Annotated in this window: 18 protein-coding genes; 10 read left to right on the top strand and 8 right to left on the bottom strand. The window is 69.6% G+C overall.

The features are described from left to right. Window positions 1-211 precede the first annotated feature (211 nt). Entirely contained in the window at window positions 212-1,978 is a 1,767-nt protein-coding gene (gene arc / locus ACIQRL_RS21840) for a proteasome ATPase (protein WP_401333786.1), read from the bottom strand. A 253-nt stretch (window positions 1,979-2,231) separates the two neighbouring features. On the opposite strand from arc, the gene ACIQRL_RS21835 reads away from it, so the two are divergent. After that, entirely contained in the window at window positions 2,232-2,537 is a 306-nt protein-coding gene (locus ACIQRL_RS21835; RefSeq protein ID WP_401333784.1) for a ferredoxin, read from the top strand. Between the two features lie 98 nt (window positions 2,538-2,635). On the opposite strand, the gene ACIQRL_RS21830 is transcribed toward ACIQRL_RS21835, so the two are convergent. The 3 genes from ACIQRL_RS21830 to ACIQRL_RS21820 form a co-directional block, all read right to left on the bottom strand. Then, window positions 2,636-3,211 carry a hypothetical protein gene (locus ACIQRL_RS21830; RefSeq protein WP_401333781.1) on the bottom strand — a complete coding sequence of 192 codons (576 nt, stop codon included), beginning with the start codon at window positions 3,209-3,211 and terminating at the stop codon, window positions 2,636-2,638. 779 nt (window positions 3,212-3,990) lie between these two features. Next, window positions 3,991-4,893, bottom strand: coding sequence for a tRNA (adenine-N1)-methyltransferase (locus ACIQRL_RS21825; RefSeq protein WP_401333779.1), 903 nt, complete (start codon window positions 4,891-4,893; stop codon window positions 3,991-3,993). Between the two features lie 41 nt (window positions 4,894-4,934). Next, window positions 4,935-6,695, bottom strand: coding sequence for a site-2 protease family protein (locus tag ACIQRL_RS21820; RefSeq protein ID WP_401333776.1), 1,761 nt, complete (start codon window positions 6,693-6,695; stop codon window positions 4,935-4,937). Between the two features lie 174 nt (window positions 6,696-6,869). Between ACIQRL_RS21820 and ACIQRL_RS21815 the strand changes: the two genes are divergently transcribed. Both ACIQRL_RS21815 and ACIQRL_RS21810 read left to right on the top strand, forming a co-directional pair. After that, complete coding sequence (locus tag ACIQRL_RS21815) at window positions 6,870-7,814, top strand: RecB family exonuclease (RefSeq protein ID WP_401333773.1); 945 nt, start codon at window positions 6,870-6,872, stop codon at window positions 7,812-7,814. Between the two features lie 14 nt (window positions 7,815-7,828). Beyond that, the gene (locus ACIQRL_RS21810; protein WP_261702934.1) at window positions 7,829-8,500 is read left to right on the top strand and encodes a response regulator transcription factor; all 672 of its coding nucleotides are present in this window, start codon (window positions 7,829-7,831) and stop codon (window positions 8,498-8,500) included. 107 nt (window positions 8,501-8,607) lie between these two features. Here the strand turns inward: ACIQRL_RS21810 and ACIQRL_RS21805 are convergent, their stop codons facing one another. From ACIQRL_RS21805 to metH, 4 genes are all read right to left on the bottom strand, one after another. Continuing rightward, on the bottom strand, window positions 8,608-10,191 hold the full coding sequence (locus tag ACIQRL_RS21805) for an ABC transporter substrate-binding protein (protein ID WP_401333770.1): 1,584 nt from the start codon (window positions 10,189-10,191) through the stop codon (window positions 8,608-8,610). A 94-nt stretch (window positions 10,192-10,285) separates the two neighbouring features. Beyond that, on the bottom strand, window positions 10,286-11,890 hold the full coding sequence (locus ACIQRL_RS21800; protein ID WP_401333768.1) for an ABC transporter substrate-binding protein: 1,605 nt from the start codon (window positions 11,888-11,890) through the stop codon (window positions 10,286-10,288). A gap of 466 nt (window positions 11,891-12,356) precedes the next feature. Next, entirely contained in the window at window positions 12,357-13,058 is a 702-nt protein-coding gene (locus tag ACIQRL_RS21795; RefSeq protein ID WP_401333766.1) for an HAD family hydrolase, read from the bottom strand. Between the two features lie 139 nt (window positions 13,059-13,197). Beyond that, on the bottom strand, window positions 13,198-16,725 hold the full coding sequence (metH, locus tag ACIQRL_RS21790; protein WP_401333764.1) for a methionine synthase: 3,528 nt from the start codon (window positions 16,723-16,725) through the stop codon (window positions 13,198-13,200). Between the two features lie 269 nt (window positions 16,726-16,994). Here metH and ACIQRL_RS21785 point away from each other — a divergent pair, with 269 nt between their 5' ends. From ACIQRL_RS21785 to ACIQRL_RS21755, 7 genes are all read left to right on the top strand, one after another. Next, window positions 16,995-17,759: an IclR family transcriptional regulator gene (locus ACIQRL_RS21785; RefSeq protein WP_401333762.1), complete on the top strand. Its 765-nt coding sequence runs from the start codon at window positions 16,995-16,997 to the stop codon at window positions 17,757-17,759. Between the two features lie 428 nt (window positions 17,760-18,187). Next, window positions 18,188-18,982: an MIP/aquaporin family protein gene (locus ACIQRL_RS21780; protein WP_401333760.1), complete on the top strand. Its 795-nt coding sequence runs from the start codon at window positions 18,188-18,190 to the stop codon at window positions 18,980-18,982. A 116-nt stretch (window positions 18,983-19,098) separates the two neighbouring features. Further along, on the top strand, window positions 19,099-20,637 hold the full coding sequence (glpK, locus tag ACIQRL_RS21775; RefSeq protein WP_328454239.1) for a glycerol kinase GlpK: 1,539 nt from the start codon (window positions 19,099-19,101) through the stop codon (window positions 20,635-20,637). A 19-nt stretch (window positions 20,638-20,656) separates the two neighbouring features. Continuing rightward, on the top strand, window positions 20,657-22,273 hold the full coding sequence (locus tag ACIQRL_RS21770; RefSeq protein WP_401333757.1) for an FAD-dependent oxidoreductase: 1,617 nt from the start codon (window positions 20,657-20,659) through the stop codon (window positions 22,271-22,273). 497 nt (window positions 22,274-22,770) lie between these two features. After that, the gene (locus tag ACIQRL_RS21765) at window positions 22,771-23,970 is read left to right on the top strand and encodes a PAC2 family protein (RefSeq protein ID WP_401333754.1); all 1,200 of its coding nucleotides are present in this window, start codon (window positions 22,771-22,773) and stop codon (window positions 23,968-23,970) included. 530 nt (window positions 23,971-24,500) lie between these two features. Continuing rightward, window positions 24,501-26,249 (top strand): S8 family peptidase, encoded by a 1,749-nt coding sequence (locus ACIQRL_RS21760; protein WP_401333751.1) that lies wholly within the window; start codon window positions 24,501-24,503, stop codon window positions 26,247-26,249. Between the two features lie 58 nt (window positions 26,250-26,307). After that, window positions 26,308-26,916: a hypothetical protein gene (locus ACIQRL_RS21755; protein WP_401333750.1), complete on the top strand. Its 609-nt coding sequence runs from the start codon at window positions 26,308-26,310 to the stop codon at window positions 26,914-26,916. Window positions 26,917-26,933 lie beyond the last annotated feature (17 nt).

Below are 26,933 nucleotides of genomic sequence, written 5' to 3'. Positions count from 1 at the left end.
CCCTCGGTCGGGGGCGCTGCTCAAGTACCGCTGGCGCTCCGGTGCGTGTGCGGTGCCCGTCCCCGCACTGCGCGACTCGGCGGTACGAATGAGCCTAGAGCGCCTTTGCACTGGTGGGGAGATCATTTGCGTCATTGCTGTACTCCGGCCGTGAGCTGAAAAGCAGTCGGCTGCGGGTACCCGTGAAGGGGACCCGCAGCCGCCCTGTCTTTTACAGGTACTGACCGGTGTTGGCCACCGTGTCGATGGAGCGTCCGGTGTCCGCGCCCTGCTTTCCGGTGATGAGCGTACGGATATAGACGATCCGTTCACCCTTCTTTCCGGAGATCCTGGCCCAGTCGTCCGGGTTGGTGGTGTTCGGCAGGTCCTCGTTCTCCTTGAACTCGTCCACGCACGCCTGGAGGAGGTGGGAGACCCGGAGGCCCTTCTGGCTGTGCTCCAGGAAGTCCTTGATGGCCATCTTCTTGGCGCGGCCGACGATGTTCTCGATCATGGCGCCGGAATTGAAGTCCTTGAAGTAGAGGACTTCCTTGTCACCGTTGGCGTAGGTGACTTCCAGGAAGCGGTTCTCCTCCGATTCGGCGTACATCTGCTCCACGGCTGTCTGGATCATGCCGTGGACGGTGGCCGCCCTGTCGCCGCCGTGCTCTCCCACGTCCTCGGGGTGCAGCGGGAGACGTTCGGTGAGGTACTTCTGGAAGATGTCCTTCGCCGCTTCGGCGTCGGGGCGCTCGATCTTGATCTTCACGTCGAGGCGTCCGGGTCGCAGGATGGCGGGGTCGATCATGTCCTCGCGGTTCGAGGCGCCGATCACGACCACGTTCTGCAGGCCTTCCACGCCATCGATCTCGGCGAGGAGCTGCGGGACGATGGTGTTCTCCACGTCCGAGCTGACGCCGGATCCGCGGGTGCGGAAGAGGGACTCCATCTCGTCGAAGAAGACGATGACGGGTGTGCCCTCGCTGGCCTTCTCCCGGGCACGCTGGAAGACGAGGCGGATCTGCCGCTCGGTCTCACCGACGTACTTGTTCAGGAGCTCGGGGCCCTTGATGTTGAGGAAGAAGCTCTTGCCGGTGGCCTGGCCGGTCACTTCGGCGACCTTCTTGGCCAGTGAGTTGGCCACGGCCTTGGCGATGAGCGTCTTTCCGCATCCGGGGGGCCCGTACAGCAGGACGCCCTTGGGCGGCCGCAGTTCGTGCTCCTTGAAGAGGTCGGGGTAGAGGTACGGGAGCTCGACCGCGTCGCGGATCATCTCGATCTGGCCGCCCAGACCGCCGATCTGCTCGTAGCCGATGTCCGGGACCTCTTCGAGGACGAGTTCCTCGACCTCGCTCTTCGGGACGATCTCGTAGACATAGCCGGAACGGGGTTCGAGGAGCAGGGCGTCTCCGGGACGGATATTGACGTCCAGGAGCGGCTCGGCGAGCCGGACCACCCGTTCCTCGTCGGTGTGCCCCTGCACGAGGGCGCGCTCGCCGTCCTCCAGGATCTCCTTGAGGGTGACGATGTCGCCGACGCTCTCGTATTCCATGGCCTCGACCACGTTGAGAGCTTCGTTGAGCATCACTTCCTGGCCGCGCCTGAGCTCGTCGAGCTCCACACTGGGGCTGACGTTCACCCGGAGCTTGCGGCCCCCGGTGAAGATGTCCGCCGTGCCGTCCTCGTTCGCCGTGAGGAAGACACCGAAGCCGGCCGGCGGCTGTGCGAGCCGGTCGACTTCTTCCTTGAGGGCCACGATCTGGTCGCGGGCCTCACGGAGTGTGTTCGCGAGCCGCTCGTTCTGTGCGGACACGCCTGCCAGGTTCGTCTGCAACTCGACGATCCGCTCTTCGAGAATCCTCGTGTGCCGCGGAGAGTCGGCGAGCTTGCGTCGCAGGACGGCGATCTCCTGCTCAAGGTAGGCAATCTGTCCGGCGGGGTCATCGGACCCTCGTCCCGGGCGGATGCCGCGGTTCATGTCGTCGTCGTGGGCTGCCACGGTCCTCACCTCCTCCAAGGGGAGCTGGACGCTTCCAGACCCTACCTGGGTGGGTGTCGATTGAAACCCCTAGATCACAAAGACTGTCGGGGTGTGTCCGATCTTCACCCTTGCGCTCTCCCTCACGCCAGGGGAATACCCACCGAACATGCTTGGGAAGCGGGCGGAGGTAGGGTCGAAGTGTTCAACACCCGTCAGAGCTGGCCCGATTCCCCAGTCTTCGGTCCGCTCGACGCAGAAAAAGGCAGGAGAAATGACCGTGCAGCAGGAGGCCGGAGTCGACGGCGAGGCGCTTGAGGTCTGGATCGACCAGGATCTCTGTACCGGCGACGGGATCTGCGTGCAGTACGCGCCCGAGGTCTTTGAGCTGGACATTGACGGCCTGGCCTATGTGAAGAGCCCCGACGACGAGCTCCTGCAGACCGTGGGCGCCACAACGCCCGTACCGCTGCCGCTTCTGCGCGATGTGACGGACTCGGCGAAGGAGTGTCCGGGCGACTGCATCCACGTACGTCGCGTTTCGGACAAGGTCGAGGTCTTCGGACCCGACGCGGAGTGACCTTTCGGGCACCCCGCGTCACCTGATGTCCGGTTCCTCACACCCTCCGCGCCGCGGAGGGTGTTCTCTTTTGTCCGGGTCTCGCGCCGGGGGCGCGTTCACACACTCCGTGCTTCGGACGGTGTCGAGCGGATGAACGCGCCGTTCTTCCACTGCCACTTGGCGTTGTCCTTCAGGTCCGGGCAGCAACTGGGTACGTCGGACGAGGAGTAGCCGAGCAGAGTGGCGGTGACGGCTCCGTCGCGCACCGCGAAGTCCGTGACGCTCAGCCGGTCCTTGGGATCGACCAGGGTCGCCACGACCCGGGGCTGCTTGGCTCCCTCGGCCTGGGTGAGGACGTAGACGCCGTTGGGCGGGGTGCCCGAGCCGGCGTCGCAGCGGACGACGGCCACGGTCTCCGGGCGGCCGTCGCCGTCCAGGTCCCCGGAGGCCTTCTTCTGCACGAGCACCTTGGTGGGCCCGCAGGTGATCGGGAAGTCCACGCCGGTCGGGTCGGGGGCGGCCACGGGGGCCGTCGCCGACTTCGGGCCGGCGCCGGGCTGGGCCGCCCGCGCCGGATCGGGGTGAAGGACGGACGACAGCGCCACGACTCCGGCGATGGCGGTGGCCGTGGCGACCCACTGGATGGGGCTGGTCTGCGTGTGCGCCAGTTCCGGGACAACGGATTGCTGCACTAGGAGTGTCTCCCGCGAGGGCTGTGCCGGTGGGGGTGGGGGTGACCCGCATGGTGCCACACGTCACAGCCTGGTGGAACGGCGGGGTCCGGACTTGTGAAGAGTTCCGGCGGAGTTTCCGGCACGGTCCGGCGCGGCCCCGGCACGGCCCCGGCACCGTCCGGCCGGGGCCGCCCGGGAGCGCCGCCGGGAGGGCCGCCGGGAGGGAGTCCTGAGGGCGCGCCGCGCGGCTCCTCGGCCCCCGGGCCGGCCGCCTTCCGTACGGCCTTGCGGACCGCTTTGCGTACGGCCTTCCGGCGGGCTGGGGGACCTGCCGCCCCGGCTCCGGGCGGACCCGTCGGAGCGTTCCGTGCGTCCTGCGGCATGGGTGCCGGGCCCGTGGGCCGGACTTCGACAGAGCGGTCGGCCGGCCTTCGGGGCGCAGCACGCCGACGGTGCTCGGCCGGCGGGCCCGCCCTCGTGGCGGACCCGTGCCGGCGGCCTTCGCTGCGGCCTGACGGCCCGCACGGCGGGCGCGCGTCGGCCGGGCCGCGGCACCCTCCCGCCCTCTGCCGGCCGCCCGCCGACGCACCCGCGGACTCTCGTCCGGCGGTTCCCGATGACCCGTCAGGAGCCGTGCGAGCGGCCTGCCGACGGACTCGGCGGGGCTGTCGGCCGGGGTTCCGGCAGGTCCGACGGGTCTGTCCATCGGTCCTGGTGGTGTGTCAACGGAAAAGCGCTGTGGCCGAGTTCCCGGAACGTTCGGGGAACTCGGCCACAGTCGTGGGGCGTTGGGTACGTCAGCGGGCGGTGCCGCCGTCGGCGTTCGGGCCGGAGTAGTCCTCGCCGTACGAGCCCTTGGAGGGACGGCGGCGGCGCATGGGCGGCTCGACACCGTCCGCGAGGCGGCGGGCGGTGAGCAGGAAGCCGGTGTGGCCGATCATCCGGTGGTCCGGGCGGACGGCCAGGCCCTCGATGTGCCAGTTGCGGATCATCGATTCCCAGGCGGTCGGCTCGTTGAAGCAGCCGATCTCGCGGATCGATTCGACGGTCCGCGCGAGCTGGGTGGTGGTCGCCACGTAGCAGCAGAGGATGCCGCCGGGGACGAGCGCCTTGGAGACGGCCTCCAGGCATTCCCAGGGAGCGAGCATGTCGAGGATGACGCGGTCGACGTCGGTGTCGCTCAGGTTGTCCTGGAGGTCGCCGACGGTGAGCTGCCAGGCGGGGTGCGGGCTGCCGAAGTAGCGCTCCACGTTCTGCTGGGCGATCTCGGCGAAGTCCTCGCGGCGCTCGTAGGAGTGCAGCATGCCCTGGTCGCCGATGGCGCGCAGCAGGAAGCTGCTGAGCGAGCCGGAGCCGACTCCCGCTTCCACGACGCGGGCGCCGGGGAAGATGTCGGCGAAGGCCAGGATCTGCCCCGCGTCCTTGGGGTAGACCACGGCGGCGCCGCGGGGCATGGACAGGACGTAGTCGGGGAGCAGGGGGCGCAGCGCGAGATAGGCGACGTTCCCCGTGGTGCGGACAACGCTGCCCTCGGGAGCACCGATCAGCTCGTCGTGGGGGAAGGAACCCTTGTGGGTATGAAAGTTCTTCCCGGCCTCGAGCGTGAACGTGTAGTGGCGGCCCTTGGGGTCGGTCAGCTGAACCTGGTCCCCGACCTTGAAGGGCCCGCGCCTGCGGGCGGCACCGGTCGGTTCGGACATGTGAACAGCCTACCGGTCCCGGACAGGGCCGCCGACCACGGTCAGGAGGGCCGGGCCATGGCCTTCACGAAGGCGCGTTCCACGTCGGCGGCGGACAGGACGCCGTAGATCTCGCCCGAGTCCTCCACGACCAGGTATTCGGTGGCGGGGCTGGCGCGCAGGGCGTCGAGGAGGTCTTCTCCGGCGAGTTCGGCGGAGACGCGCATGCCGTCGGTGAGGTCCTGGGCGAGGCCGCTGACGGCGACCCAGGGGCGGCGGTGTTCGGGTACGCCGACGATGGCGGCTTCGCGGACGAGGGAGAGCGGTTCGCCGTCGGCGTCGACGACGACCAGGGCGCGGGCGCCGACGTCGTTGGCGCGGCGCAGGGCCTCGGAGAGGGGGGTGCTGGTCTCGACGGGGACCGCGCGCCGGGTGAGCGACCGGGCGCGCAGTTCGGGGAGGTGTTCGCGCAGCCGGGCCATGCGCAGGCTGTTGCCGGCGCCGGTCCAGATGATGGCCGCGAGGATGGCGGCGAGGAGGGCGTCGGTGATGGTGTCCATGCCGCCGACGCTGTCGGGGGCGGCGCCGAGTGCCTGGGACTGGGTGAGCAGGGGGAGCCCGATCAGTACGGAGACGGCGAGGGCGCGGCCGACCCAGGCGGCGGCGACGGTGCCGCTCATGGCCCGGCCGGTGATCTTCCAGACGACGGCGCGGAGCATGCGGCCGCCGTCGAGGGGCAGGCCGGGCAGCAGGTTGAAGGCGGCGACGATGAGGTTGGAGACCATCAGGCCGGCGAGGAGGACGCCGGGGACGGTGCCGGGTTCGACGGGCAGCATGGCGAGGTAGAAGAGGCCGGACAGGACGAGGGAGAGCAGGGGGCCGACGAAGGCGAGGACGAATTCGCGGCCGGGGGTCTCGGCTTCCTTCTCGATCTCCGAGACGCCGCCGAAGAACTGGAGCTGGATCCGGCGGACCGGCAGTTTGAAGCGCAGGGCCGCGACGGTGTGGGCGAGTTCGTGGACGAGTACGGAGGCGTAGAAGGCGACGGCGAAGAAGAGGGAGACGAGGTAGCGGGCTGCGCCGAGTTCGGGCAGGACGCGGTCGAGCTGGCCGCCGAACACCCAGGTGATCAGGGCGGCGACGAGGAACCAGCTCGGGGCGACGTACACGGGCACGCCGAAGGGCCTGCCCATCAGCAGGCCGCCGCCTGGCTCCTTGGCGCGGCGCGGTGGCCGTCCCTTGCCGTTGCGTGTGCGGGCGCGGGTCCGGTGGGCGTCGGGGAGTTCGTCGTGGTCGGTGCGGGGCGGCTCGTCGCCGTGTGTCTCGGCCCGGTTGTCGGACGGCTCGGCGGGCTCGCGGTGGGCCGCGGTCTCGTCGGGGTGATCGTCCGTGTGATCGGTGGGGTGTTCGGTGGGGCCGGTGGAGGCGGGGGTCTTCGTCAGCGGGTCGCCGGGGGTTCCGGTGCGGGAGATGGATTCCGCGCCGGGCGTGGGGGGCGTGCGGGAGCCGGTCCGGTCCTGTGGCGTGGTGCCGTCGTGGGGCCCGGGCTCCTGGGTGGAGCCGGCCTCGGCGTCCGTGCGGGAGTCCGCCTCGGGGCGGGCGGGGGTGTCTGTCGCGGACCGGGTGCCGGTGTCCCCGTCGGGGTCCGTCTCGGTCCGGGAGTCGCGATCGGGGGCCGTGGGCGTCGGCCCGGTGGTCTCGGGCCCGGCCGGTCCGGGGCGTGCGTCGGAGGCCGGGCCCGCGGAGGCCGGGGGCCTCTCGTGGTGCTCGGTCGCCTCGCCGGTACCGGACCGCGGCTGCCCGCTCCCGCCGCTCTCGTCCACGATGTCCCCTCGTTCGAAGCGTCCCCCGCCCCCGGTTCATGCGAAGCGGGAGGGTCTGGGTCGATGGTATGCGGCCGTCGCGGCGCGTTCCGCCCCGGCACCCCCTCTGTTTTCCGTGCCGTCGCACCGCCGGGACGGGTTCGCTGTCGGTGGCGGGCCGTAAGGTCTGTTGTCATGGAAACCAGCACCGAGGGCGCCGTACCCGAAGAAGGGGCCGCGGCCCCCGAAGCCGGGGTGCCCGCCGCCGACGGGCCGGCCCCCGTGGTCGCGCGCGCGCCCGCCTCGCTGTCGCCCTCGCGTGCCAGTGACTTCATGCAGTGTCCGTTGCTGTACCGGTTCCGGGTGATCGACAAGCTGCCCGAGAAGCCGAGTGAGGCGGCGACCAGGGGGACGCTGGTGCACGCGGTGCTCGAGCGGCTCTTCGACGCTCCGGCCGTGGACCGGACCGCGCCGCGGGCCAAGTCGCTGATCCCCGCCCAGTGGGACCGGCTGCGGGAGACGAAGCCGGAGGTCGTGGAGCTGTTCGCCGACGACCCGGAGGGCGAGCGGCTCGCGCGCTGGCTCACCGAGGCGGAGCGGCTGGTGGAGCGCTGGTTCACGCTGGAGGATCCGACGCGGCTGGAGCCTGCCGAGCGGGAGCTGTTCGTCGAGGCGCGGCTGGATTCCGGGCTCACGCTGCGCGGCATCATCGACCGGGTCGACGTGGCCCCGTCGGGCGAGGTCCGGATCGTCGACTACAAGACGGGAAAGGCGCCCCGGCCGGAGTACGCGGAGGGTGCCCTGTTCCAGATGAAGTTCTACGCGCTGGTGGTGTGGCGGCTGAAGCGGGTGGTCCCGCGCCGTCTTCAGCTCGTCTATCTGGGCAGCGGTGACGTGCTGACGTACGACCCGGAGATCGCGGACCTGGAGCGGGTGGAGCGCAAGCTGCTCGCCCTGTGGGAGGCGATCCGGGAGGCGACGGAGACGGGCGAGTGGCGGCCGCGCCCCACCAAACTCTGCGGCTGGTGCGACCACCAGGCCGTGTGTCCGGAATTCGGTGGTACTCCCCCGGCATATCCGCTCCCGGTCAGGGCGCCCGGGTCGGGCGCCCGGGAGCAGGGCAGAATGGGGCCGGACTAGCGAAGGAGACTTACGTGGCCATCCGCGTCCTACTGGTCGACGACCAGCCGCTGCTGCGCACCGGCTTCCGGATGATTCTGGAAGCGGAGCAGGACCTGGCGGTCGTCGGCGAGGCCGGTGACGGTCTCCAGGCACTCGATCAGGTGCGTGCGCTGCAGCCCGATGTGGTTCTGATGGACATCCGTATGCCGCGGATGGACGGTGTCGAGGCGACCCGGCAGATCACCGGCCCGGGCCGGGACGGTCCGGCGAAGGTCCTCGTGCTGACGACGTTCGACCTCGACGAGTACGTGGTGGAGGCGCTCCGCGCGGGCGCCAGCGGTTTCCTTCTCAAGGACGCGCCCGCCAATGAGCTGGTGCAGGCGATCCGGGTGGTCGCGGCGGGTGAGGCGATGCTCGCGCCGAGCATCACGCGCCGGCTGCTCGACAAGTACGCGGGGCATCTGCCGTCCGGCGACGAGCCGGTTCCGGACACGTTGCACACGCTGACCGACCGTGAGGTCGAGGTGCTGAAGCTGGTGGCGCGCGGGCTGTCGAACGCGGAGATCGCGGCCGATCTGTTCGTCAGCGAGACCACGGTCAAGACGCATGTGGGGCATGTCCTGACGAAGCTGGGGCTGCGCGACCGGGTGCAGGCCGCGGTGTACGCGTACGAGAGCGGGCTGGTGCGTCCCGGGGCGCAGTAGCGCCGCTTCGCCGGGCCGGACCCGGTTCACTGCAGGCAGCGCGAAGGGCGCCCGTTCCGGTGAGGAACGGGCGCCCTTCGTGTACGACGGCGACGAGCGGTGCTCGGTCAGCCCTTGTAGATCTCCCAGAAGCGGAACACGGTGGAGGCGTCGAGGCAGTTCTCGAGGCCGTAGACGTTGTCGCGCGCGACGGCGTACTGCTTGGCCTGCCAGATCGGGAGGAGGGGCACGTCGGCGGCGACCAGGTCCTGGAGCTTGCCGTAGTCGCCCTCGGTCGAGGCGCGGTCACTCTGGGCGGCCGTCTTCGGGATGAGGGTGCCGGTGATCGTGCGGTTGGTGTAGTTGTTGCTCAGCACGTTGCCCTTGCCGAAGAACGGGGCCGTGAAGTTGTCCGGGTCCGGGTAGTCGGGCACCCAGCCCTTCACGTACACGCCGTACTTGCCGGCGGTGACGTCCTGCTCGTACTGGCCGTAGGCGACGGACTTCACGGTGGCGTCGAAGAGTCCGCTGGCGTTGAGCTGCTTGGCGATCGCCTTGAACTCCTGGTCCGTGGCGGGACCGTAGCGCGAGGGGGTCGACCAGAGGGTGAGCTTCACCTTGCCGGTGATGCCCTCGGCGTGCAGCGCGGCCGCGGCCTTGGGCTGCGAGGGGTGGGCGCCGTAGGTGTCGAAGAAGGACGTGCTGTGTCCGGTGACGCCGGACGGGACGATCGAGTACAGCGGGGTCGCGGTGTCCTGGTAGACGTCGCCGACGAGGGCGTCGCGGTCCAGGAGGTAGGCGATGGCCTTGCGGACGCCGAGCTTGCCGGCCACCGGGTCGTCCATGTTGAAGACGAGGTGCTGGACTTCGGCGCTGGTTCCCTCGACGACGTTGATGCCGCTGTTGGTCGCGGAGTCGTTCTGGATTCCGGCGATGTCGTCGGCGGCGAGGCCTCGGTAGGCGACGTCGATCTGCTTGTTCAGCAGGGAGTTCTTGAGGGCCGTCTGGTCGCCGTGGAAGAACTGCAGCGTGATGCCGGTGTTCTTGGGCTTGGCGGTGCCCTTGTAGCTCGAGTTGACCGAGAAGACGGCCTTGTCGTGGCTGTACGAGTCGAGCTTGTACGGGCCTGAACCGACGGCCTTGTTGTCCTTGCGGAGCGCGTTGGTGGCGTACTGCTGGTGGTCCACGATCGAGCCGGCGCCGGAGGCGATCTTGCTCGGGAAGGTGGCGTCGGCGTACTTGAGGTGGAACACGACGGTCTGGGCGTCGGGTGTGACGACGCGGTCGAGCATGGGGAACATGATCGCCGGACCGGCGTCGTCGTTGATCTTCAGCGTGCGGTCGAAGGAGAACTTCACGTCGGCCGAGGTGAGCGAGTCACCGTTGCTGAACTTCAGGCCGTCCTGCAGCGTGCATTTGTACACCTTGGTTCCGGTGTCGGTGAACGCGCACTCCTTGGCCGCTTCCGGCTCGGGCTCGGTTCCGCCCTTGGGGAAGCTCAACAGCGACTGGAAGACGTTGTTGAACAGCAGCCACGATCCTGGGTCGTAGCCGGAAGCTGGGTCGGTGGCCAGGACGTCGTCGGACATCCCGATCACCACGGAGGAGCTGCTGCTCCCGGTACTGCCCGTCTCCGAGCCGCAGCCGGTCAGCAGGCCGGAGGCCAGCCCCGCCACGATCGGCAGGACTGGCCACTGGTTACGCATGTTCACTTGCACGTGCCTTGTCTTTGGATCTACTGAACCCGAGGCCGTAGGGCCCCTGGCCGGATCCGGGGCCTGACGGCCCCGGATCGGGTGGTACGGGTCACCCGCTGACGCCTCGGCTGAGCTCCCACAGCTGGAGCGTGGAGGACGAGTTGAGCGCCCACTCCGAGCCCGTGATGTTGTCGCGGGCGGCGATGTACTGCTTGCCCTGCCACAGCGGGATCAGCGGGACCTCGTTCGCGACGATGTCCTGGATGGTCGTGAGGCTCTTCGACGCGGTGAGGCGGTCGGCCTCGCGACGGGAGGCGGGGATCAGGTTGTTGATGATGTTGCTGTTCGAGTAGGGCGACTTGAGGAAGTTGTCCTTATCGAGGAACGGCGCCAGGAAGTTGTCGGCGTCGGGGAAGTCGGGGAACCAGCCCATACCCCAGACGTCGTACTTGCCCTTTCGCTCGGCCGGGACGAACTTGTCCCAGGTCGCGCCCTGAGTGGTGACGTCGAAGAGGCCGCTCGCGTTGAGCTGCTTCTTCAGGATCTCGAACTCCTGCGCGGTGGCCGCACCGTAGTGGTCGGTCGTGTAGTGCAGGGTGACCTTGACCGGGGTGGTGATGCCGGCCTTGCCGAGGATCGTCTGGGCCTTGCCGACGCTCGGGTCACCGTACCGGTTGAAGAACGCGTTGGAGTGACCGGTGATGGTCGCCGGGACCATCGAGTAGAGCGGCTCGGCCTGCGAACCGTAGACCTTGGCGACGAGCTCACCGCGGTTGATGAGCTGCGCCATGGCCTGGCGGACGGCGGTCGACTTCACCGAGGGGGCGTCGGTGTTGAAGGCGAGGTAGCGGATTTCCAGGCCGGGCATCTCGTTCAGGTTGACGTTGCCGCCCGAAGCGTTGTCCAGCTTGGTGATCTGCGCCGGCGTCATCGAGCGCGTCATCAGGTCGATGTCGCCCTTCTCGAGAGCCGTTCCCATGGCCGCGGCGCTGTCGAAGGAGCGCATCTCGACCTTGGAGTTCTTTATCTTCAACTGCCCCTTGTAGTGGGAGTTCTTCGTGAAGACGGCCTTGACGACGGCGTCGTCCTTGACCTCGGTCTCCACGGTGTACGGCCCCGAGCCGTCGACGGAGAAGCCGTCGCGCAGCTTGTTCTTCTCGTAGTCCTTCGGGTTCACGATGCCGGCGACCGGGGTCGACAGCTTGAACGGGAAGGTCGCGTCGGCGCTGTTGAGGTGGAAGATCACCTCTCGGTCGCCGCGCGTCTCGACGGTGTCGATGGTGGACAGCAGGGCGAACACACCACTGTCGGCCTTGATGGCCCTCGCACGGTCGATCGAGAACTTGACGTCCTTCGCGGTGATCGCGTCACCGTTGGAGAACTGCAGGCCCTCGCGCAGCGTGCACGAGTAGCGCTCGTTTCCGCTGTCGCTGAAGCCGCACTTCTCGGCAGCCTCGGGCTGCGGCTCACCGTCACCACGCGGCTGGACCATCAGCGTCTGCACGGTCTGACGCAGCACGTTCCAGGTGCCGACGTCGTACGCGTACGCCGGGTCGAACGGAGCCGGGGCAGCCTTCGACGCGGTGAACCGGTCCGTGGTGCCGACAACGATGGCATCGCCGCTGTTGCTCCCGCTGGCGGACCCACCACACGCGGCGAGCACCGGGGCGAGCAGGCCAACCACGGCCGGCAGCACCAAAGTCTTGCGGTTCATGCTCGTGTTTCTCCAGAGCTGTAGTTTCCGCGAACCGGCATGCAGGGGTGGCGCGGCGGGTCACGGGGTTACGGCGATGTTCTCGCGATGACATTAGTCCGCACCACCGGATCGGCCAGCAGGTGCCGGAGCCGCTTTCCGCTCACGCTGCGAAACCGGGCGTGGACGCACCGATAACCCGACACGGGAAGGATTAGTGCAGGGTTTCATCAATCGGGACACAAGGGCACGTCAGGCCTCGATGACGGGGGGACGCGTGCACAAGTCGGTCCGGCTGTCGACCCTCGGTAACGTGGCGAACGTCACACCATCAAATTGATTGAAGAGGACCGGAATTCGGCCATCCGCCCCGTTATCAATTCCCGACGGGCCCTCGCTCGTCCCATACCACAGAGACCCGCTGAACCTTTCCGCGGCATTCACCACCGCACGCCGCGCGATTCGGCGGGGCACACTCGGTGGACTTTCAGTACCTTTCCGTCACCAGGCGGTGCAGAAAGGGCAGGTCGACCTCTTCCAGGGAACGCACCACGGTGCGGCGGGCGGTCGGGGCGATGGGAGCGACCGAGGGGACGGCGATCACCTGGCAGCCCGCGGCCTCGGCGGAGGCGACGCCGGTCGAGGTGTCCTCGATGACGGCGCATCGCGCCGGTTCCGCCCCGAGCCGCGAGGCCGCGAGGAGATACGGGTCGGGGAACGGCTTGGTCCGTTCCACCTCGTCGCCCGCGACGGTCAGGGCGAAGAAGTGGGAGCCGATCGCGCCCAGGACGCGGTCGATGATCCGCCGGTGCGAGGCGGAGACCAGCGCGGTGGGGACCTCGTGCGCCGCGAGCTCGGCGAGCAGCCTGGCCGCGCCCGGCATCAGCGGCAGAAAGTGGCCGATGCGCTCCTCGAACCCGTCGTTGAGCAGCACGGACAGCTCGGGGAGGGTGATGTCGGCACCGGTGGCCTCGATCAGGAAGCCCGCGCTGCGGGTCATCGGGCCGCCGACCACCACATGACGCCAGGAGGCGTCCAGCGTGTGACCGAGGGCCTTGAAGACCTCGACCTCCACGTCCCACCAGAATCCCTCGGTGTCCACCAGGGTTCCGTCCATGTCGAGGAGCACGGCCTGCAGGGCTGAGCCTTCGGCCGTACGAGTTCCGAGCGCGGGGACCGTACTGGTCATCCTGGCGCACCTCCTTGAGGGACGATCAGGCCGGTTGCCCCTTTTGCGTCAGGGGACAACCGGCCTGCGATGGACCGACAAGTGTACGACTTATCCGATCAGTGCGCGCGACCGCGCGGACCGCGGCGCGTCGGGGCCCTCACCGTGCGTTGAAGTACTTGGCCTCGGGGTGGTGGATCACGATCGCGTCGGTGGACTGCTCCGGGTGGAGCTGGAACTCCTCGGAGAGGTGGACGCCGATGCGCTCGGGCTCCAGGAGTTCGGCGATCTTCGCGCGGTCCTCGAGGTTGGGGCAGGCGCCGTAGCCGAGCGAGAAGCGGGCGCCGCGGTACTTCAGGGCGAACATGTCCTCGACGTCGGAGGGGTCCTCCCCCGCGAAGCCCAGCTCGGACCGGACCCGCGCGTGCCAGTACTCGGCGAGCGCCTCGGCGAGCTGGACGGACAGGCCGTGCAGTTCGAGGTAGTCGCGGTAGGCGTCGGACTGGAAGAGCTTGGCCGTCTCCTCGCCGATCCGGGAGCCGACGGTGACGACCTGGAGGCCGACCACGTCGGTCTCCCCCGACTCCTCCGGGCGGAAGAAGTCGGCCAGGCACAGCCGGCGGCCCCGGCGCTGGCGGGGGAAGGTGAAGCGGGTCCGCTCGTTGCCCCGCTCGTCCAGGATGATCAGGTCGTCGTCCTTGGAGACGCACGGGAAGTAGCCGTAGACCACGGCCGCTTCCAGCAGGTTGTCGGTCTGCAGCCGGTCCAGCAGCCCGCGCAGCCGCGGCCGGCCCTCGGTCTCGACCAGTTCCTCGTACGTCGGGCCGTCGCCGGCGCGGGCCTGCTTGAGGCCCCACTGGCCCTTGAACAGGGCGCCCTCGTCCAGCCAGGAGGCGTACTCCTTGAGCTGGATGCCCTTGATCACGCGGGTGCCGGTGAAGGGCGGCTTCGGAACGGGGTTGGTGACGGAGACGTCGGAGCGGACGTGGCCCTCCTCCGGGCGCTCCTCGACGACCGTCTCGGCGGCGGCCCGCACCCGGCGCTGCTTGAGTTCGGGCAGCACCGCTCCGGGCACTCCGCGCTTGACGCCGATCAGCGCGTCCATCAGGCGCAGGCCCTCGAAGGCGTCACGGGCGTAGCGGACCTCGCCCTGGTAGATCTCGTACAGGTCCTGTTCGACATAGGCCCTGGTCAGGGCCGCGCCGCCGAGGATGACCGGGTAGTCAGCCGACAGGCCTCGCTGGTTCAGCTCCTCCAGGTTCTCCTTCATGATCACCGTGGACTTGACGAGGAGCCCCGACATGCCGATGACGTCGGCCTTGTGCTCCTCGGCGGCGTCCAGGATCGCGGAGACCGGCTGCTTGATGCCGAGGTTGACGACGTTGTAGCCGTTGTTGGACAGGATGATGTCGACGAGGTTCTTGCCGATGTCGTGGACGTCGCCGCGCACGGTGGCCAGCACGATGGTGCCCTTGCCCTCCGAGTCCGACTTCTCCATGTGCGGTTCGAGGTAGGCGACGGCCGTCTTCATGACCTCGGCGGACTGGAGCACGAACGGGAGCTGCATCTGGCCGGAGCCGAACAGTTCGCCGACCACCTTCATGCCGTCCAGCAGGGTCTCGTTGACGATGTCGAGGGCGGGGCGGTCCTGGAGTGCCTCCGCGAGGTCGGCCTCCAGGCCGTTCTTCTCACCGTCGATGATCCGCCGCTTGAGGCGCTCGTCCAGCGGCAGCGCGGCCAGTTCCTCGGCCTTGCCCGCCTTGAGGGACTTGGTGGTGGCGCCCTCGAACAGGGCCATCAGCTTCTGCAGCGGGTCGTAGCCCTCGGCCCTGCGGTCGTAAATGAGGTCGAGGGCGGTGGTGACCTCTTCCTCGCTGAAGCGGGCGATCGGCAGGATCTTGGAGGCGTGCACGATCGCCGAGTCCAGGCCCGCCTTGACGCACTCGTCGAGGAAGACCGAGTTGAGCAGGATGCGGGCGGCCGGGTTGAGGCCGAAGGAGATGTTGGAGAGGCCGAGCGTGGTCTGTACGTCCGGACGGCGGCGCTTGAGCTCGCGGATCGCCTCGATCGTCGCGATGCCGTCCTTGCGGGACTCCTCCTGGCCGGTACAGATCGTGAAGGTCAGGGTGTCGATGAGGATGTCGGACTCGTGGATGCCCCAGTTGGACGTGAGGTCCTCGATGAGCCGCTCGGCGATGGCGACCTTGGTCTCGACGGTACGGGCCTGGCCCTCCTCGTCGATGGTCAGCGCGATCAGGGCGGCGCCGTGCTCCCGCGCGAGCCCGGTGACCTTCGCGAACCGGGACTCGGGTCCGTCGCCGTCCTCGTAGTTGACCGAGTTGAGGACCGCGCGTCCGCCGAGGCGCTCCAGGCCCGCGCGCAGGACCTCCACCTCGGTGGAGTCGAGCACGATGGGCAGCGTGGAGGCGGTGGCGAACCGGCCGGCCAGCTCGTCCATGTCGGCGACGCCGTCCCGGCCGACGTAGTCGACGCACAGGTCGAGCATGTGCGCGCCCTCGCGGATCTGGTCGCGGGCCATCTCCACACAGTCGTCCCAGCGGGCCTCCAGCATGGCCTCGCGGAACTTCTTCGAGCCGTTGGCGTTCGTGCGCTCGCCGATCGCCATGTACGCGGTGTCCTGGCGGAACGAGACCGTCTGGTAGAGCGAGGCGGCACCGGGCTCGGGCTGGGGGCTGCGCTCGGGGGGCATGAGGCCGTTCACCCGCTCCACCACCTGGCGCAGGTGCTCCGGTGTCGTACCGCAGCAGCCGCCGATCAGGGAGAGGCCGTAGTCCCGTACGAAGTTCTCCTGGGCGTCGGCCAGTCCCTCGGCGTCGAGCGGGAAGTGGGCGCCGTTCTTCGTCAGGACCGGCAGGCCGGCGTTCGGCATGCACAGCAGGGGGATGCGGGAGTGCCGGGTGAGGTAGCGCAGGTGCTCGCTCATCTCGGCGGGGCCGGTCGAGCAGTTCAGGCCGATCATGTCGATGCCGAGCGGCTCCAGCGCGGTCAGCGCGGCGCCGATCTCGGAGCCCAGCAGCATGGTGCCGGTCGTCTCGAAGGCCATGGAGACCAGCAGGGGCACCCGGACGCCGGTCGCCTCCATCGCGCGGTGCGCGCCGAGGACGGAGGACTTCGTCTGCAGCAGGTCCTGGGTGGTCTCGACGATCAGCGCGTCGGCGCCGCCGGCGAGCAGGCCCTCGGCGTTGGCCTGGAAGCCGTCACGCAGGGTGCCGTAGGAGACGTGGCCGAGTGTGGGCAGCTTCGTGCCGGGGCCGATCGAGCCGAGGACCCAGCGCTGGCGGCCGTCGCGGGCACCGAACGCGTCGGCGACCTCGCGGGCGATCCGGGCACCGGACTCGGAGAGCTCGTGGACGCGGTCGGCGATGTCGTACTCGGCCATCGCGGAGTGGTTCGCCCCGAAGGTGTTCGTCTCGACGCAGTCGACGCCGACCTCGAAGTACGCCTCGTGGACGGAGCGCACGATGTCGGGGCGGGTGATGTTGAGGATTTCGTTGCAGCCCTCGAGGTTCTCGAAGTCCTCGAGCGTCGGGTCCTGCGCCTGAAGCATCGTGCCCATCGCGCCATCGGCCACCACGACACGGGTGGCGAGCGCTTCTCGGAGTGCGTCGGTTCGCGCCCGCCCCTCGGAGAGACCGGACGAAAGGGACGGGTTCGGCAACGAGGCCATGAAGGTGCTCCCTGGAGTGCGACGGCTGTCGGCTTTGCGCTTCCCATGGAAAGCGCACGCCGTCAGGGTAGCCCGGAGCAGCTCGGATCAGTCGTGGGCGTCCACGAGCCGGACGGGCGTGGCGTGGGTGACGTCGGTGTGGCGGCGGACGGAACGTGGGGCGACCACCCATTGGCGGGAGTTCGGTGACGACCGGTAGTGTTCGACATTGCCGAACGGCAGCGGCCTGTCGCGCGCCGGCGGTCCAAGGGGACGGAGGCAGCACGGCGATGGCACGGAACATCCAGTCGCTCGAACGGGCAGCGGCGATGCTGCGGCTGCTGGCGGGCGGCGAGCGGCAGCTCGGCCTGTCGGACATCGCCTCCTCGCTGGGCCTGGCCAAGGGCACCGCCCATGGCATCCTGCGCACCCTCCAGCAGGAGGGGTTCGTCGAGCAGGACACGGCTTCCGGGCGCTATCAGCTGGGCGCCGAGCTGCTGCGCCTGGGCACCACCTATCTGGACGTGCACGAACTGCGGGCGCGTGCCCTGGTGTGGACGGACGACCTGGCTCGCTCCAGCGGCGAGAGCGTCTATCTGGGGGTGCTGCACCAGCAGGGCGTACTGATCGTGCACCACGTCTTCCGGCCCGACGACAGCCGTCAGGTCCTGGAGGTCGGGGCGATGCAGCCGCTGCACTCCACGGCCCTGGGCAAGGTGCTGTCGGCGTACGACCCGGTGGCGCACAGCGAGGTCCTGGAGGTCGAGCGCAAGGCGTTCACACCGCGGACGATCAGCGAACTGGACGACTTCGAGGGCGTCCTGGACGTGACCCGCGCGCGCGGGTACGCGGACGACGTCGAGGAGACCTGGACAGGGGTCGCCTCGGTCGCCGCCCCGATCCACAACCGGCGGCGGATGCCGGTCGGCGCGGTGGGCATCACCGGGGCCGTGGAGCGGGTGTGCAAGGACGGGGAACTGCGTCCGGACCTGATCGCTGCCGTACGGGACTGCGCCCGCGCCGTGTCGCGGGACCTGGGCGCCGGGCGGTTCTGACGCGAACACCGTTCGACGGGCCGCTCCGACGCGCGTCCCGCTCGTCGGGTGGTTCGGGCGCGCACGGCTCCTGGAGCCCTTCGGGGCGGGTCCGGAGTCCGTACCGGAAGAGGTCCGGGGTTCACAGGGGTTCAAGGCCGGGAAGCCGCATGCTTCCCGGCCTTCGTCATGCCCTCGGACCAGCGACGACGCACCGATAGCACACAGCAATCAATAACGATCGTGTTTTCGATAACCCAACCCTTGACGAGTCGCTGAAGCGAGAGCAAGACTCCCGTCCATCGGTCGACATTGTCGAACACCTACCGGCAATACGCGTTAGAGTGTGGCAATGCCAGGGCCGACACCGCTCTCACTCCCCGAGAGCACGAACCACCGGTGGGACCCGGGGTTCGGCTTCCCCTGGACGAAGGACAAAGGAGTCGCGGGTGTCCAGCTCCGACATCTTCATCGGCGAGACCATCGGTACCGCCGTACTCATCCTGCTGGGCGGTGGCGTGTGCGCCGCCGTCACGCTGAAGGCCTCCAAGGCGCGGGGCGCCGGATGGCTCGCCATCGCCTTCGGGTGGGGCTTCGCGGTCATGACCGCGGTCTACATCTCGGCGCCGCTCTCCGGCGCGCACCTCAACCCGGCCGTGACACTCGCGCTCGCGATCAAGAACGACGACTACAGCAACCTCGCCACCTACTGGGGCGGGCAGCTGCTCGGCGCCATGATCGGCGCGGCGCTGGTCTGGGTCGCCTACTACGGCCAGTTCCTCGCGCACCTCACCGACCGCGAGATCGTCGGCGGTCCTGGTGCGCAGGCCACCAGGACCAAGGCCGTCGAGGCCCAGGAGACCGGCGCGGGCCCGGTGCTCGGCGTCTTCTCCACCGGCCCCGAGATCCGGAACATCGCGCAGAACCTCGCCACCGAGATCATCGGCACCGTCGTCCTCATCCTCGCGATCCTCACGCAGGGCCTGAACGACAACGGCAACGGTCTGGGCACCCTGGGCGCCCTGATCACCGCCTTCGTGGTGGTGAGCATCGGCCTCTCCCTCGGCGGCCCCACCGGCTACGCGATCAACCCGGCCCGTGACCTCGGTCCGCGCATCGTGCACGCCCTGCTCCCGCTGCCCAACAAGGGTGGTTCGGACTGGAGCTACGCCTGGATACCGGTCGTCGGTCCGCTCATCGGCGGCGCGATCGCGGCAGGCATATACAACGTCGCCTTCGCTTAGGAGCCCCCGCTCCAGCACGCTTGGAAGCCGCGCCCCAAGAGCCGCGAGCCGCACAGCACCGCTTTGAAGCACCGCGCCGTAAACAGCCCCTATCCGACGGACACCAGGAGCACACCGTGACCGACGCACACACCGCCGGCCCCTTCATCGCCGCGATCGACCAGGGCACCACCTCGTCCCGCTGCATCGTCTTCGACCGCGACGGACGCATCGTCTCCGTCGACCAGAAGGAGCACGAGCAGATCTTCCCGAAGCCGGGCTGGGTCGAGCACGACGCCACCGAGATCTGGACCAACGTCCAGGAGGTCGTCGCCGGAGCCATCTCGAAGGCCGGCATCACCCGCGACGACATCAAGGCCATCGGCATCACCAACCAGCGCGAGACCACGCTGCTGTGGGACAAGAACACCGGCGAGCCCGTCCACAACGCGCTCGTCTGGCAGGACACCCGCACCGACGCCCTGTGCCGGGAACTCGGCCGCAACGTCGGCCAGGACCGCTTCCGCCGCGAGACCGGCCTGCCGCTCGCGTCGTACTTCGCCGGCCCGAAGGCCCGCTGGCTGCTCGACAACGTCGAGGGCCTGCGGGAGCGCGCCGAGGCCGGGGACATCCTCTTCGGCACCATGGACACCTGGGTCATCTGGAACCTGACCGGAGGTGTCGACGGCGGCAAGCACGTCACCGACGTCACCAACGCCTCCCGCACCATGCTGATGAACCTGCACACCCTGGCGTGGGACGAGAAGATCGCCGAGTCCATCGGCGTCCCGCTGGCGATGCTCCCCGAGATCCGCTCCTCCGCCGAGGTCTACGGCGAGGTCACCGGCGGCCCGCTCGGCGAACTGCTCGGCGGCATCCCGGTCGCCTCCGCGCTCGGCGACCAGCAGGCGGCCCTGTTCGGCCAGACCTGTTTCTCCGAGGGCGAGGCCAAGTCCACGTACGGCACCGGCACCTTCATGCTGATGAACACCGGCGACAAGATCATCAACTCGTACTCGGGCCTGCTGACCACCGTCGGCTACCGGATCGGCGACCAGGAACCGGTCTACGCCCTGGAAGGCTCCATCGCCGTCACCGGCTCGCTGGTGCAGTGGATGCGCGACCAGATGGGCCTGATCAAGTCCGCCGCCGAGATCGAGACCCTCGCGTCCTCGGTCGAGGACAACGGCGGCGCGTACGTCGTACCGGCCTTCTCCGGTCTGTTCGCCCCGTACTGGCGTCCCGACGCCCGCGGTGTGATCGCCGGACTGACCCGGTACGTCACCAAGGCGCACATCGCGCGCGCCGTCCTGGAGGCCACCGCCTGGCAGACCCGTGAGATCAGCGACGCCATGACCAAGGACTCCGGCGTCGAGCTCACGGCGCTCAAGGTCGACGGCGGCATGACCTCCAACAACCTGCTGATGCAGACCCTGGCCGACGTCCTGGACGCCCCCGTGGTGCGCCCGATGGTCGCCGAGACCACCTGCCTCGGCGCCGCCTACGCCGCCGGCCTCGCCGTCGGCTTCTGGACCAACACCGAGGACCTGCGCGCCAACTGGCGCCGGGCCGCGGAATGGACCCCCAACATGGACGCGGACGTCCGCGACCGTGAGTACAAGAGCTGGCTCAAGGCCGTCGAACGGACCATGGGCTGGATCGAAGACGAGAACTGACGAGGAGTAAGAACCCGCAATGACCAGCCAGCCCACCCTGCAGTCCGTGCCTGCCCTCGGCACGCACCCGGCCTCCGGCTCCAACCCGAGCCGCGCCGAGGCCCGGGAGCAGCTCTCCAAGGCGACGTACGACCTCCTCGTCATCGGCGGCGGCATCCTGGGCATCTCCACCGCCTGGCACGCCGCGCAGTCCGGACTGCGGGTGGCGCTGGTCGACGCCGGTGACTTCGCCGGCGCCACCTCCTCCGCCTCCTCCAAGCTTCTCCACGGCGGTCTGCGCTACCTGCAGACCGGCGCGGTGAAGCTGGTGGCGGAGAACCACTTCGAGCGCCGTGCGGTCTCCCGCCAGGTGGCCCCCCACCTGGCGAACCCGCTCACGTTCTACCTCCCCGTGTACAAGGGCGGGCCGCACGGCGCGGCGAAGCTCGGAGCGGGCGTCTTCGCCTACTCCGCCCTGTCGGCCTTCGGTGACGGCGTGGGCCATCTGCTCAGCCCCTCGAAGGCCGCGCAGGACGTGCCCGAGCTGCGCACCGACAACCTCAAGGCCGTGGCCGTGTACGGCGACGACCAGATGAACGACTCCCGCATGGCCCTCATGACGGTCCGCGCGGCCGTCGAGTCGGGCGCCGCGGTCCTGAACCACGCCGAGGTCACCGGCCTGCGCTTCACCCGCGGCCGGGTGACCGGCGCGGAGCTGCGGGACCGGCTGTCCGGCGAGGAGTTCGGCGTGAACGCCCGGCTCGTGCTGAACGCGACCGGACCGTGGGTCGACCACCTGCGCAAGCTGGAGGACCCGGACGCCGCTCCCTCCATACGCCTGTCCAAGGGCGCGCACCTGGTCCTGAAGCGCACCTCCCCGTGGAAGGCCGCGCTGGCCACCCCGATCGACAAGTACCGCATCACCTTCGCGCTCCCGTGGGAGGACATGCTCCTGCTCGGCACCACCGACGAGGAGTACGAGGGGGACCCGGCGGACGTCGCGGTCACCGAGAAGGACACCGCCCAGATCCTCGACGAGGCCGCGTTCTCCATCCGCGACCAGCAGCTGTCGCGCGACCTGATCACGTACTCCTTCGCGGGGCTGCGGGTGCTGCCGGGCGGACCCGGCGACACGTCGAAGGCCAAGCGCGAGACGGTCGTCACGGAGGGCCGCGGCGGGATGCTGTCCGTCGCGGGCGGCAAGTGGACCACTTTCCGGCACATCGGGCGTACGGTCATGAAGAAGCTGGAGTCGCTGCCGGGCCACCCACTCGGCGAGGACTTCGAGCCGATCTCCGAACTGCCGAAGAGGATGCCGCTCCCCGGTGTCGCCAACCCGCGCGCGGTCGCGCACCGCCTGCTGGTGGACGGCCCGGCGCCCGGCCCCCGCATGGCCGCCGACACGGCCAGGCACCTGGCCACCCACTACGGCTCGCTGGCCTTCGACATCGCCCGGCTGGCCAACGAGAACCCCGCGCTCGGCGAGCGCGTCCACCCGGACGCCCCGGAGATCTGGGCCCAGGTCGTCTACGCCCGGGACAACGAATGGGCCGAGACGGCGGACGACGTACTGCGCCGCCGTACGACGCTGACGATCCGCGGTCTCGCCACGGACGACGTGCGCGGCAAGGTGCAGGACCTGCTCGACGACAAGTAGGCGCGCGCGGTCGGGTGAGGGGCGGCTCCCACGGGGGGTGCCGCCCCTCACGCGTGTGCCGCCCTCACGTGTCTGCCGGCACGGCGTGGTCGGCGCGCGGCCGCGACCGGCTCCCCAAGGAGAACGAACCGGCGGCCGAACTCGGGCTGTCCCGCAACTCGTTGCGTTAGGCGATCCGCTCCCTGTCCACCGGGGTATCGCGAGGAGCAGCGGGTCCGATCCGCGCTCTAGCGCGGGAATCGCTTCCGGAACATCGGATCTCTCCCGGTCATCCGACCTATGGTGCGGGTACACGGCAACGTCACCCTTCCCCGGGCGAGTTGGCCCCGGACAGCTCGGATGACTGCGGGGTCGCCCGGGGTGGCGGCCGCGCGTGTTTCCGGGCTCCCGACGGGGCAGTGATCCGTTCACTCCCCCGTGCGAGGGGGCTGCGGAGGCCCCCTCGGCACGCCGTAAGGTTGAGGCGTACGCGAGGGCACATCGGAAGGAGGCGCTGGGTGATCGAGCTGGAGGGGGTTCCCGAGCTGATCGACCCAGTCATGGTGGCCGCGTTCGAGGGCTGGAACGACGCCGGCGACGCCGCCTCCGCCGCGGTCGCGCATCTGGACAGGGAATGGAAGGGCGAGGTGTTCGCGGCGCTGGACGCCGAGGACTACTACGACTTCCAGGTGAACCGTCCCACGGTGTGGCTGGACGGTGGCGTACGCAAGATCACCTGGCCGACCACGCGTCTGTCGGTGGTCCGGATCGGCGGCGAGAAGCCGCGCGACCTCGTGCTGGTCCGGGGCATCGAGCCGTCGATGCGCTGGCGCTCGTTCTGCAACGAACTGCTCGGCTTCGCGCACGAACTGGGCGTGGAGCTCGTGGTGATCCTGGGCGCGCTGCTCGGCGACACCCCGCACACCCGGCCGGTGCCGGTCAGCGGAGTCACCTCCGACTCCGACCTGGCCCGCACGATGGACCTGGAGGAGACCAAGTACGAGGGCCCCACGGGCATCGTCGGCGTCCTCCAGGAGGCGTGCACGCACGCGGGCGTACCCGCCGTGTCGCTATGGGCGGCCGTACCGCACTACGTGTCGCAGCCGCCCAACCCGAAGGCGACGCTGGCCCTGCTCAACCGTCTGGAAGACCTCATCGACCTGCGCATTCCGCTGGGCGAGCTGCCCGAGGACTCGCGGGCCTGGCAGCTGGGCGTCGACCAGCTGGCCGCCGAGGACAGCGAGGTCGCCGAGTATGTGCAGACGCTGGAGGAGGCCCGGGACACCGCCGAGCTGCCGGAGGCGTCCGGTGAGGCGATCGCCCGCGAGTTCGAGCGGTATCTGCGCCGCAGGGACGGCGGCGGTCCGACCGCGGGAGCCGGCGGCCACGCGACGGAGAGCGGCGAACCGGCCTCGTACCTCCGCGACACTCCCGGCGGCCGCACCCGGCCCCCGCTGACACAGCGCCCCGAGTCCGACAACGGGCAGGACACCGGGCAGGACGGGACCGCGGACAGCGCCGACGCGGACGCCCAGGACCGTGAGTCCGGCTCCAAGGACTCCAAGGGCCCCAAGGACCCCGCGGGTACGTCGAAGGACACGTCGACCTCGGATGCGTCGAAGGCGCCGGGTGCGCCGGAGTCCGCGGATACGCCGGACCCCTCGGACGCGGCGGATTCCTCCGATCCCTCAGACGCATCGGACTCCTCCGAGGATTGAGTTCCGGGGACTGGACTACGGGCTGGACTACGGAGACTGGGCTACAGGGACTGGACTACGGGGGCTGACTCCGAGGACCGGCCACCCGGACCGATCCGGAAGGGGCGGCACGCGCGAAGCGTGCCGCCCCTTCCGGCCGTCGGGGCCGACACGGGACGCGGTCCATAGCGCCCATCACACCCATCACGCCCACAGCGGTGGCGTTCGGTCGCGGCCCCGGCGGTCAACGGCCGCTGTCGCCCCACCACATGACATCCACCTCCATGGCCTTTGGCCTGAATTCGGCGTGACATCGGTTTCAGGACGGATTGCACCGGTTGCCCAATTCAACTTGTTCTCAAACCAAGTTGGCCAAGACGGGGTGGACGGAACGCCGTGGGCGTGCCAGGTTGTGCCCCGAAGGCGCCGCCCGGCAACGGGACATGGCGCAAGGCGCCGACCGGAGGACAGCACACGGCGCGGCGTACGACACGCAACGAACGGCACACGCAGGGACCGGCACCCCCAGGGATCGAAGGGAGCGGTACGCGATGACCGACCAGGTACAGCCGGCGCAGGGCCCGGGAACGTCCGGGCCGGGGCCCGACGGAGCGGGATTCACCTACCGAGGAGCCGAGCAGGAGCTGATCGTCGTCGCACGTCCGGAGGCCCGGCTGCGCGCACGGGCCGAGGGCGTACGGTCGGCGGCGGGCGCCGACGTCTCGGCCCTCAACATGTTCCTCAGTGACGAACAGCTCGTCCTGGAGCCGCTGTTCGGCAGCGAGGAACGGCTTCAGCAGTCCGCGGCGACGGGCACCGGGAGCGGGCCCGACCTCGCGCTCTTCTACCGGGTGCGCGGCGTGGAGAGCCGCGCCCAGGAACTGCGCGCACGGATCGCCGCGCTGCCGGAGATCGACACGGCGTACATGAAGCCCGGTGCCGTTCCCGCCACGCGGGGATCGGCAGCGTGGACCGGCCAGAGCGCCGACGACAGCCAGCGGTTGAAGGAAGGAGCGCCCGTCACCCCCGACTTCACCAGCCGGCAGGGCTACTTGCGCCCGGCGCCGGAGGGCGTCGACGCGTACTGGGCCTGGCAGCGGCCGGGGGGTTCGGGCCAGAGCGTCACGGTGATCGACGTGGAGGGCGCCTGGCAGCTCGGGCACGAGGACCTGGCGTCGAAACTCGCCGGCGTCGTCGTCGGCACGCCCCACACGGACCTGGCCTGGCGCAACCACGGCACCGCCGTGATCGGGGTGATCGGCGGCGACCGCAATGAGCACGGGATCACCGGGATCGTGCCGGACGCCGTGACCGCGGCCGCGTCCTTCCGGGGCATCGGAACGGCCGCGGCGATCCACGCGGCGGCGGAGCGGCTGAGTCCCGGCGACATCATCCTGGTCGAACTGCACGCCCCGGGGCCGCGGTTCGACTTCGAGGAGCGCGACAGCCAGGCGGGCTACATCCCGCTCGAATGGTGGCCCGACAACTTCGCGGCCATCCAGGACGCGACCGCCCGGGGGATCCTCGTGGTGGCGGCCGCGGGCAACGGCGCCGAGTCGCTCGACGACGCGGTGTACGAACGCCGCCCCGCGGAGTTCCCCGAGTGGTGGCGCAACCCCTTCAACCCCTCCAACCAGTCCTCCGGGGCGATCCTGGTCGGCGCGGGCGCACCGCCGCCCGGCACGCACGGCCGCGACCACGGCCCGGACCGTTCACGGCTCGCGTTCTCCAACTACGGGGCACGCGTGGACGCGCAGGGCTGGGGACGCGAGGTCACGACCACCGGCGGCTTCTGGAACCGGCCCGGCGATCTGCAGGGCGGCGCCGAGGAGATCGCCTGGTACACGGACACGTTCTCCGGGACCTCTTCCGCCTCCCCGGTGGTGGTCGGCGCCCTGGCCGCGCTGCAGGGCATGCTCAAGGCGGCGGGCCAGGCACCGATGTCCTCGGAGCGTGCGCGCGCGGTGCTGCGGGCCACGGGCTCCCCGCAGCAGGACGCGCCGGGCCGGCCCGCGTCCCAGCGGATCGGCAGCCGGCCGGACATCAAGGCGGCGGTCACCCGTCTGCTGCCGGAGGCGGTCGGCTCGGGCCAGGCCGAACGGTACTGGGACGAGCTGCTGCCCTATCCGCGCGAACTCCCGCCGAGGCTCCGGCTGTACGTGTCCGGTGCCTGGCGCAACCTGAACAACCCGTCCCCCGAGATCCGTCAGGCGGTCCACTCCGCCTTCGCGGGGGGACGGCCCGACGTACGGGTCTGGTTCTCGGACGACGAGATCGTCGGCCTGGTCGTCACGGGCTGAGGACCACGACAGAAGGAAACGGAACGCAACCAACCATTGATGGAAGGTGGCACCCCGCATGAGCACGATCCCGCAGATGAGCCAGCAGGGACAGCAGCAGTACCCGAGCACGTCGCCCTACCAGCAGCAGGGCATCGGCCAACAGCAGCCGTTCGGACAGCAGATCCCTGTCGGTCAGCAGATGCCCATCGGGCAACAGATGCCCATCGGACAGCAGATGCCGTTCGGGCAGCAGACGCAGCAGCCCTTCGGCCGGCACGAGATCGGCCGGCAGGTTCCGCAGCACCTGCAGCAGCAGCTCCAGCAGCTCGGTCAGCAGCAGCCGTTCCAGCAACTGCTCCAGCAGCTCGGCGGTCAGCAGCAGATCCAGCAGCAGGGCGGCGGTCAGCAGCAGATCCAGCAGGGCGAGCCGCTGATCCTGCAGAGCTCCGTCGAGACCCGGGCCCTGGCCATCGGCATGGCCGAGCACTTCCAGGACGTCGTGACCGCGCTCCCCGGCCAGTCGCAGGCCCTCTACCTGTTCATCGACAACGGCTGGCGCCGGCTGGTCGACCCCAACCAGGTGACCCACGACGTGGTCCAGAAGGCCTTCGCCTACGGGCAGCAGGTCTACGGGATCTACGACACCGGCACCGGTGCCGTGCAGTCCGTCATCGTGACCAGGTAGGGACAGGAGCACCAGCG

Source organism: Streptomyces sp. NPDC091209 (assembly GCF_044757755.1).
Taxonomy (GTDB): domain Bacteria; phylum Actinomycetota; class Actinomycetes; order Streptomycetales; family Streptomycetaceae; genus Streptomyces.
The sequence above is the reverse complement of the archived record's forward strand: the minus strand, read 5'-3'. Positions and strand labels throughout refer to the sequence as shown.

What these genes read in the sequence shown, in the direction of transcription:
- metH (WP_401333764.1), bottom strand. Translation starts at nt 16,725, where the DNA reads ATGGCCTCGTTGCCGAACCCGTCCCTTTCGTCCGGTCTCTCCGAGGGG.
- ACIQRL_RS21785 (WP_401333762.1), top strand. Translation starts at nt 16,995, where the DNA reads ATGGCACGGAACATCCAGTCGCTCGAACGGGCAGCGGCGATGCTGCGG.
- ACIQRL_RS21755 (WP_401333750.1), top strand. Translation starts at nt 26,308, where the DNA reads ATGAGCACGATCCCGCAGATGAGCCAGCAGGGACAGCAGCAGTACCCG.
- ACIQRL_RS21795 (WP_401333766.1), bottom strand. Translation starts at nt 13,058, where the DNA reads ATGACCAGTACGGTCCCCGCGCTCGGAACTCGTACGGCCGAAGGCTCA.
- ACIQRL_RS21800 (WP_401333768.1), bottom strand. Translation starts at nt 11,890, where the DNA reads ATGAACCGCAAGACTTTGGTGCTGCCGGCCGTGGTTGGCCTGCTCGCC.
- ACIQRL_RS21835 (WP_401333784.1), top strand. Translation starts at nt 2,232, where the DNA reads ATGACCGTGCAGCAGGAGGCCGGAGTCGACGGCGAGGCGCTTGAGGTC.
- ACIQRL_RS21770 (WP_401333757.1), top strand. Translation starts at nt 20,657, where the DNA reads ATGACCAGCCAGCCCACCCTGCAGTCCGTGCCTGCCCTCGGCACGCAC.
- ACIQRL_RS21825 (WP_401333779.1), bottom strand. Translation starts at nt 4,893, where the DNA reads ATGTCCGAACCGACCGGTGCCGCCCGCAGGCGCGGGCCCTTCAAGGTC.
- ACIQRL_RS21760 (WP_401333751.1), top strand. Translation starts at nt 24,501, where the DNA reads ATGACCGACCAGGTACAGCCGGCGCAGGGCCCGGGAACGTCCGGGCCG.
- ACIQRL_RS21815 (WP_401333773.1), top strand. Translation starts at nt 6,870, where the DNA reads ATGGAAACCAGCACCGAGGGCGCCGTACCCGAAGAAGGGGCCGCGGCC.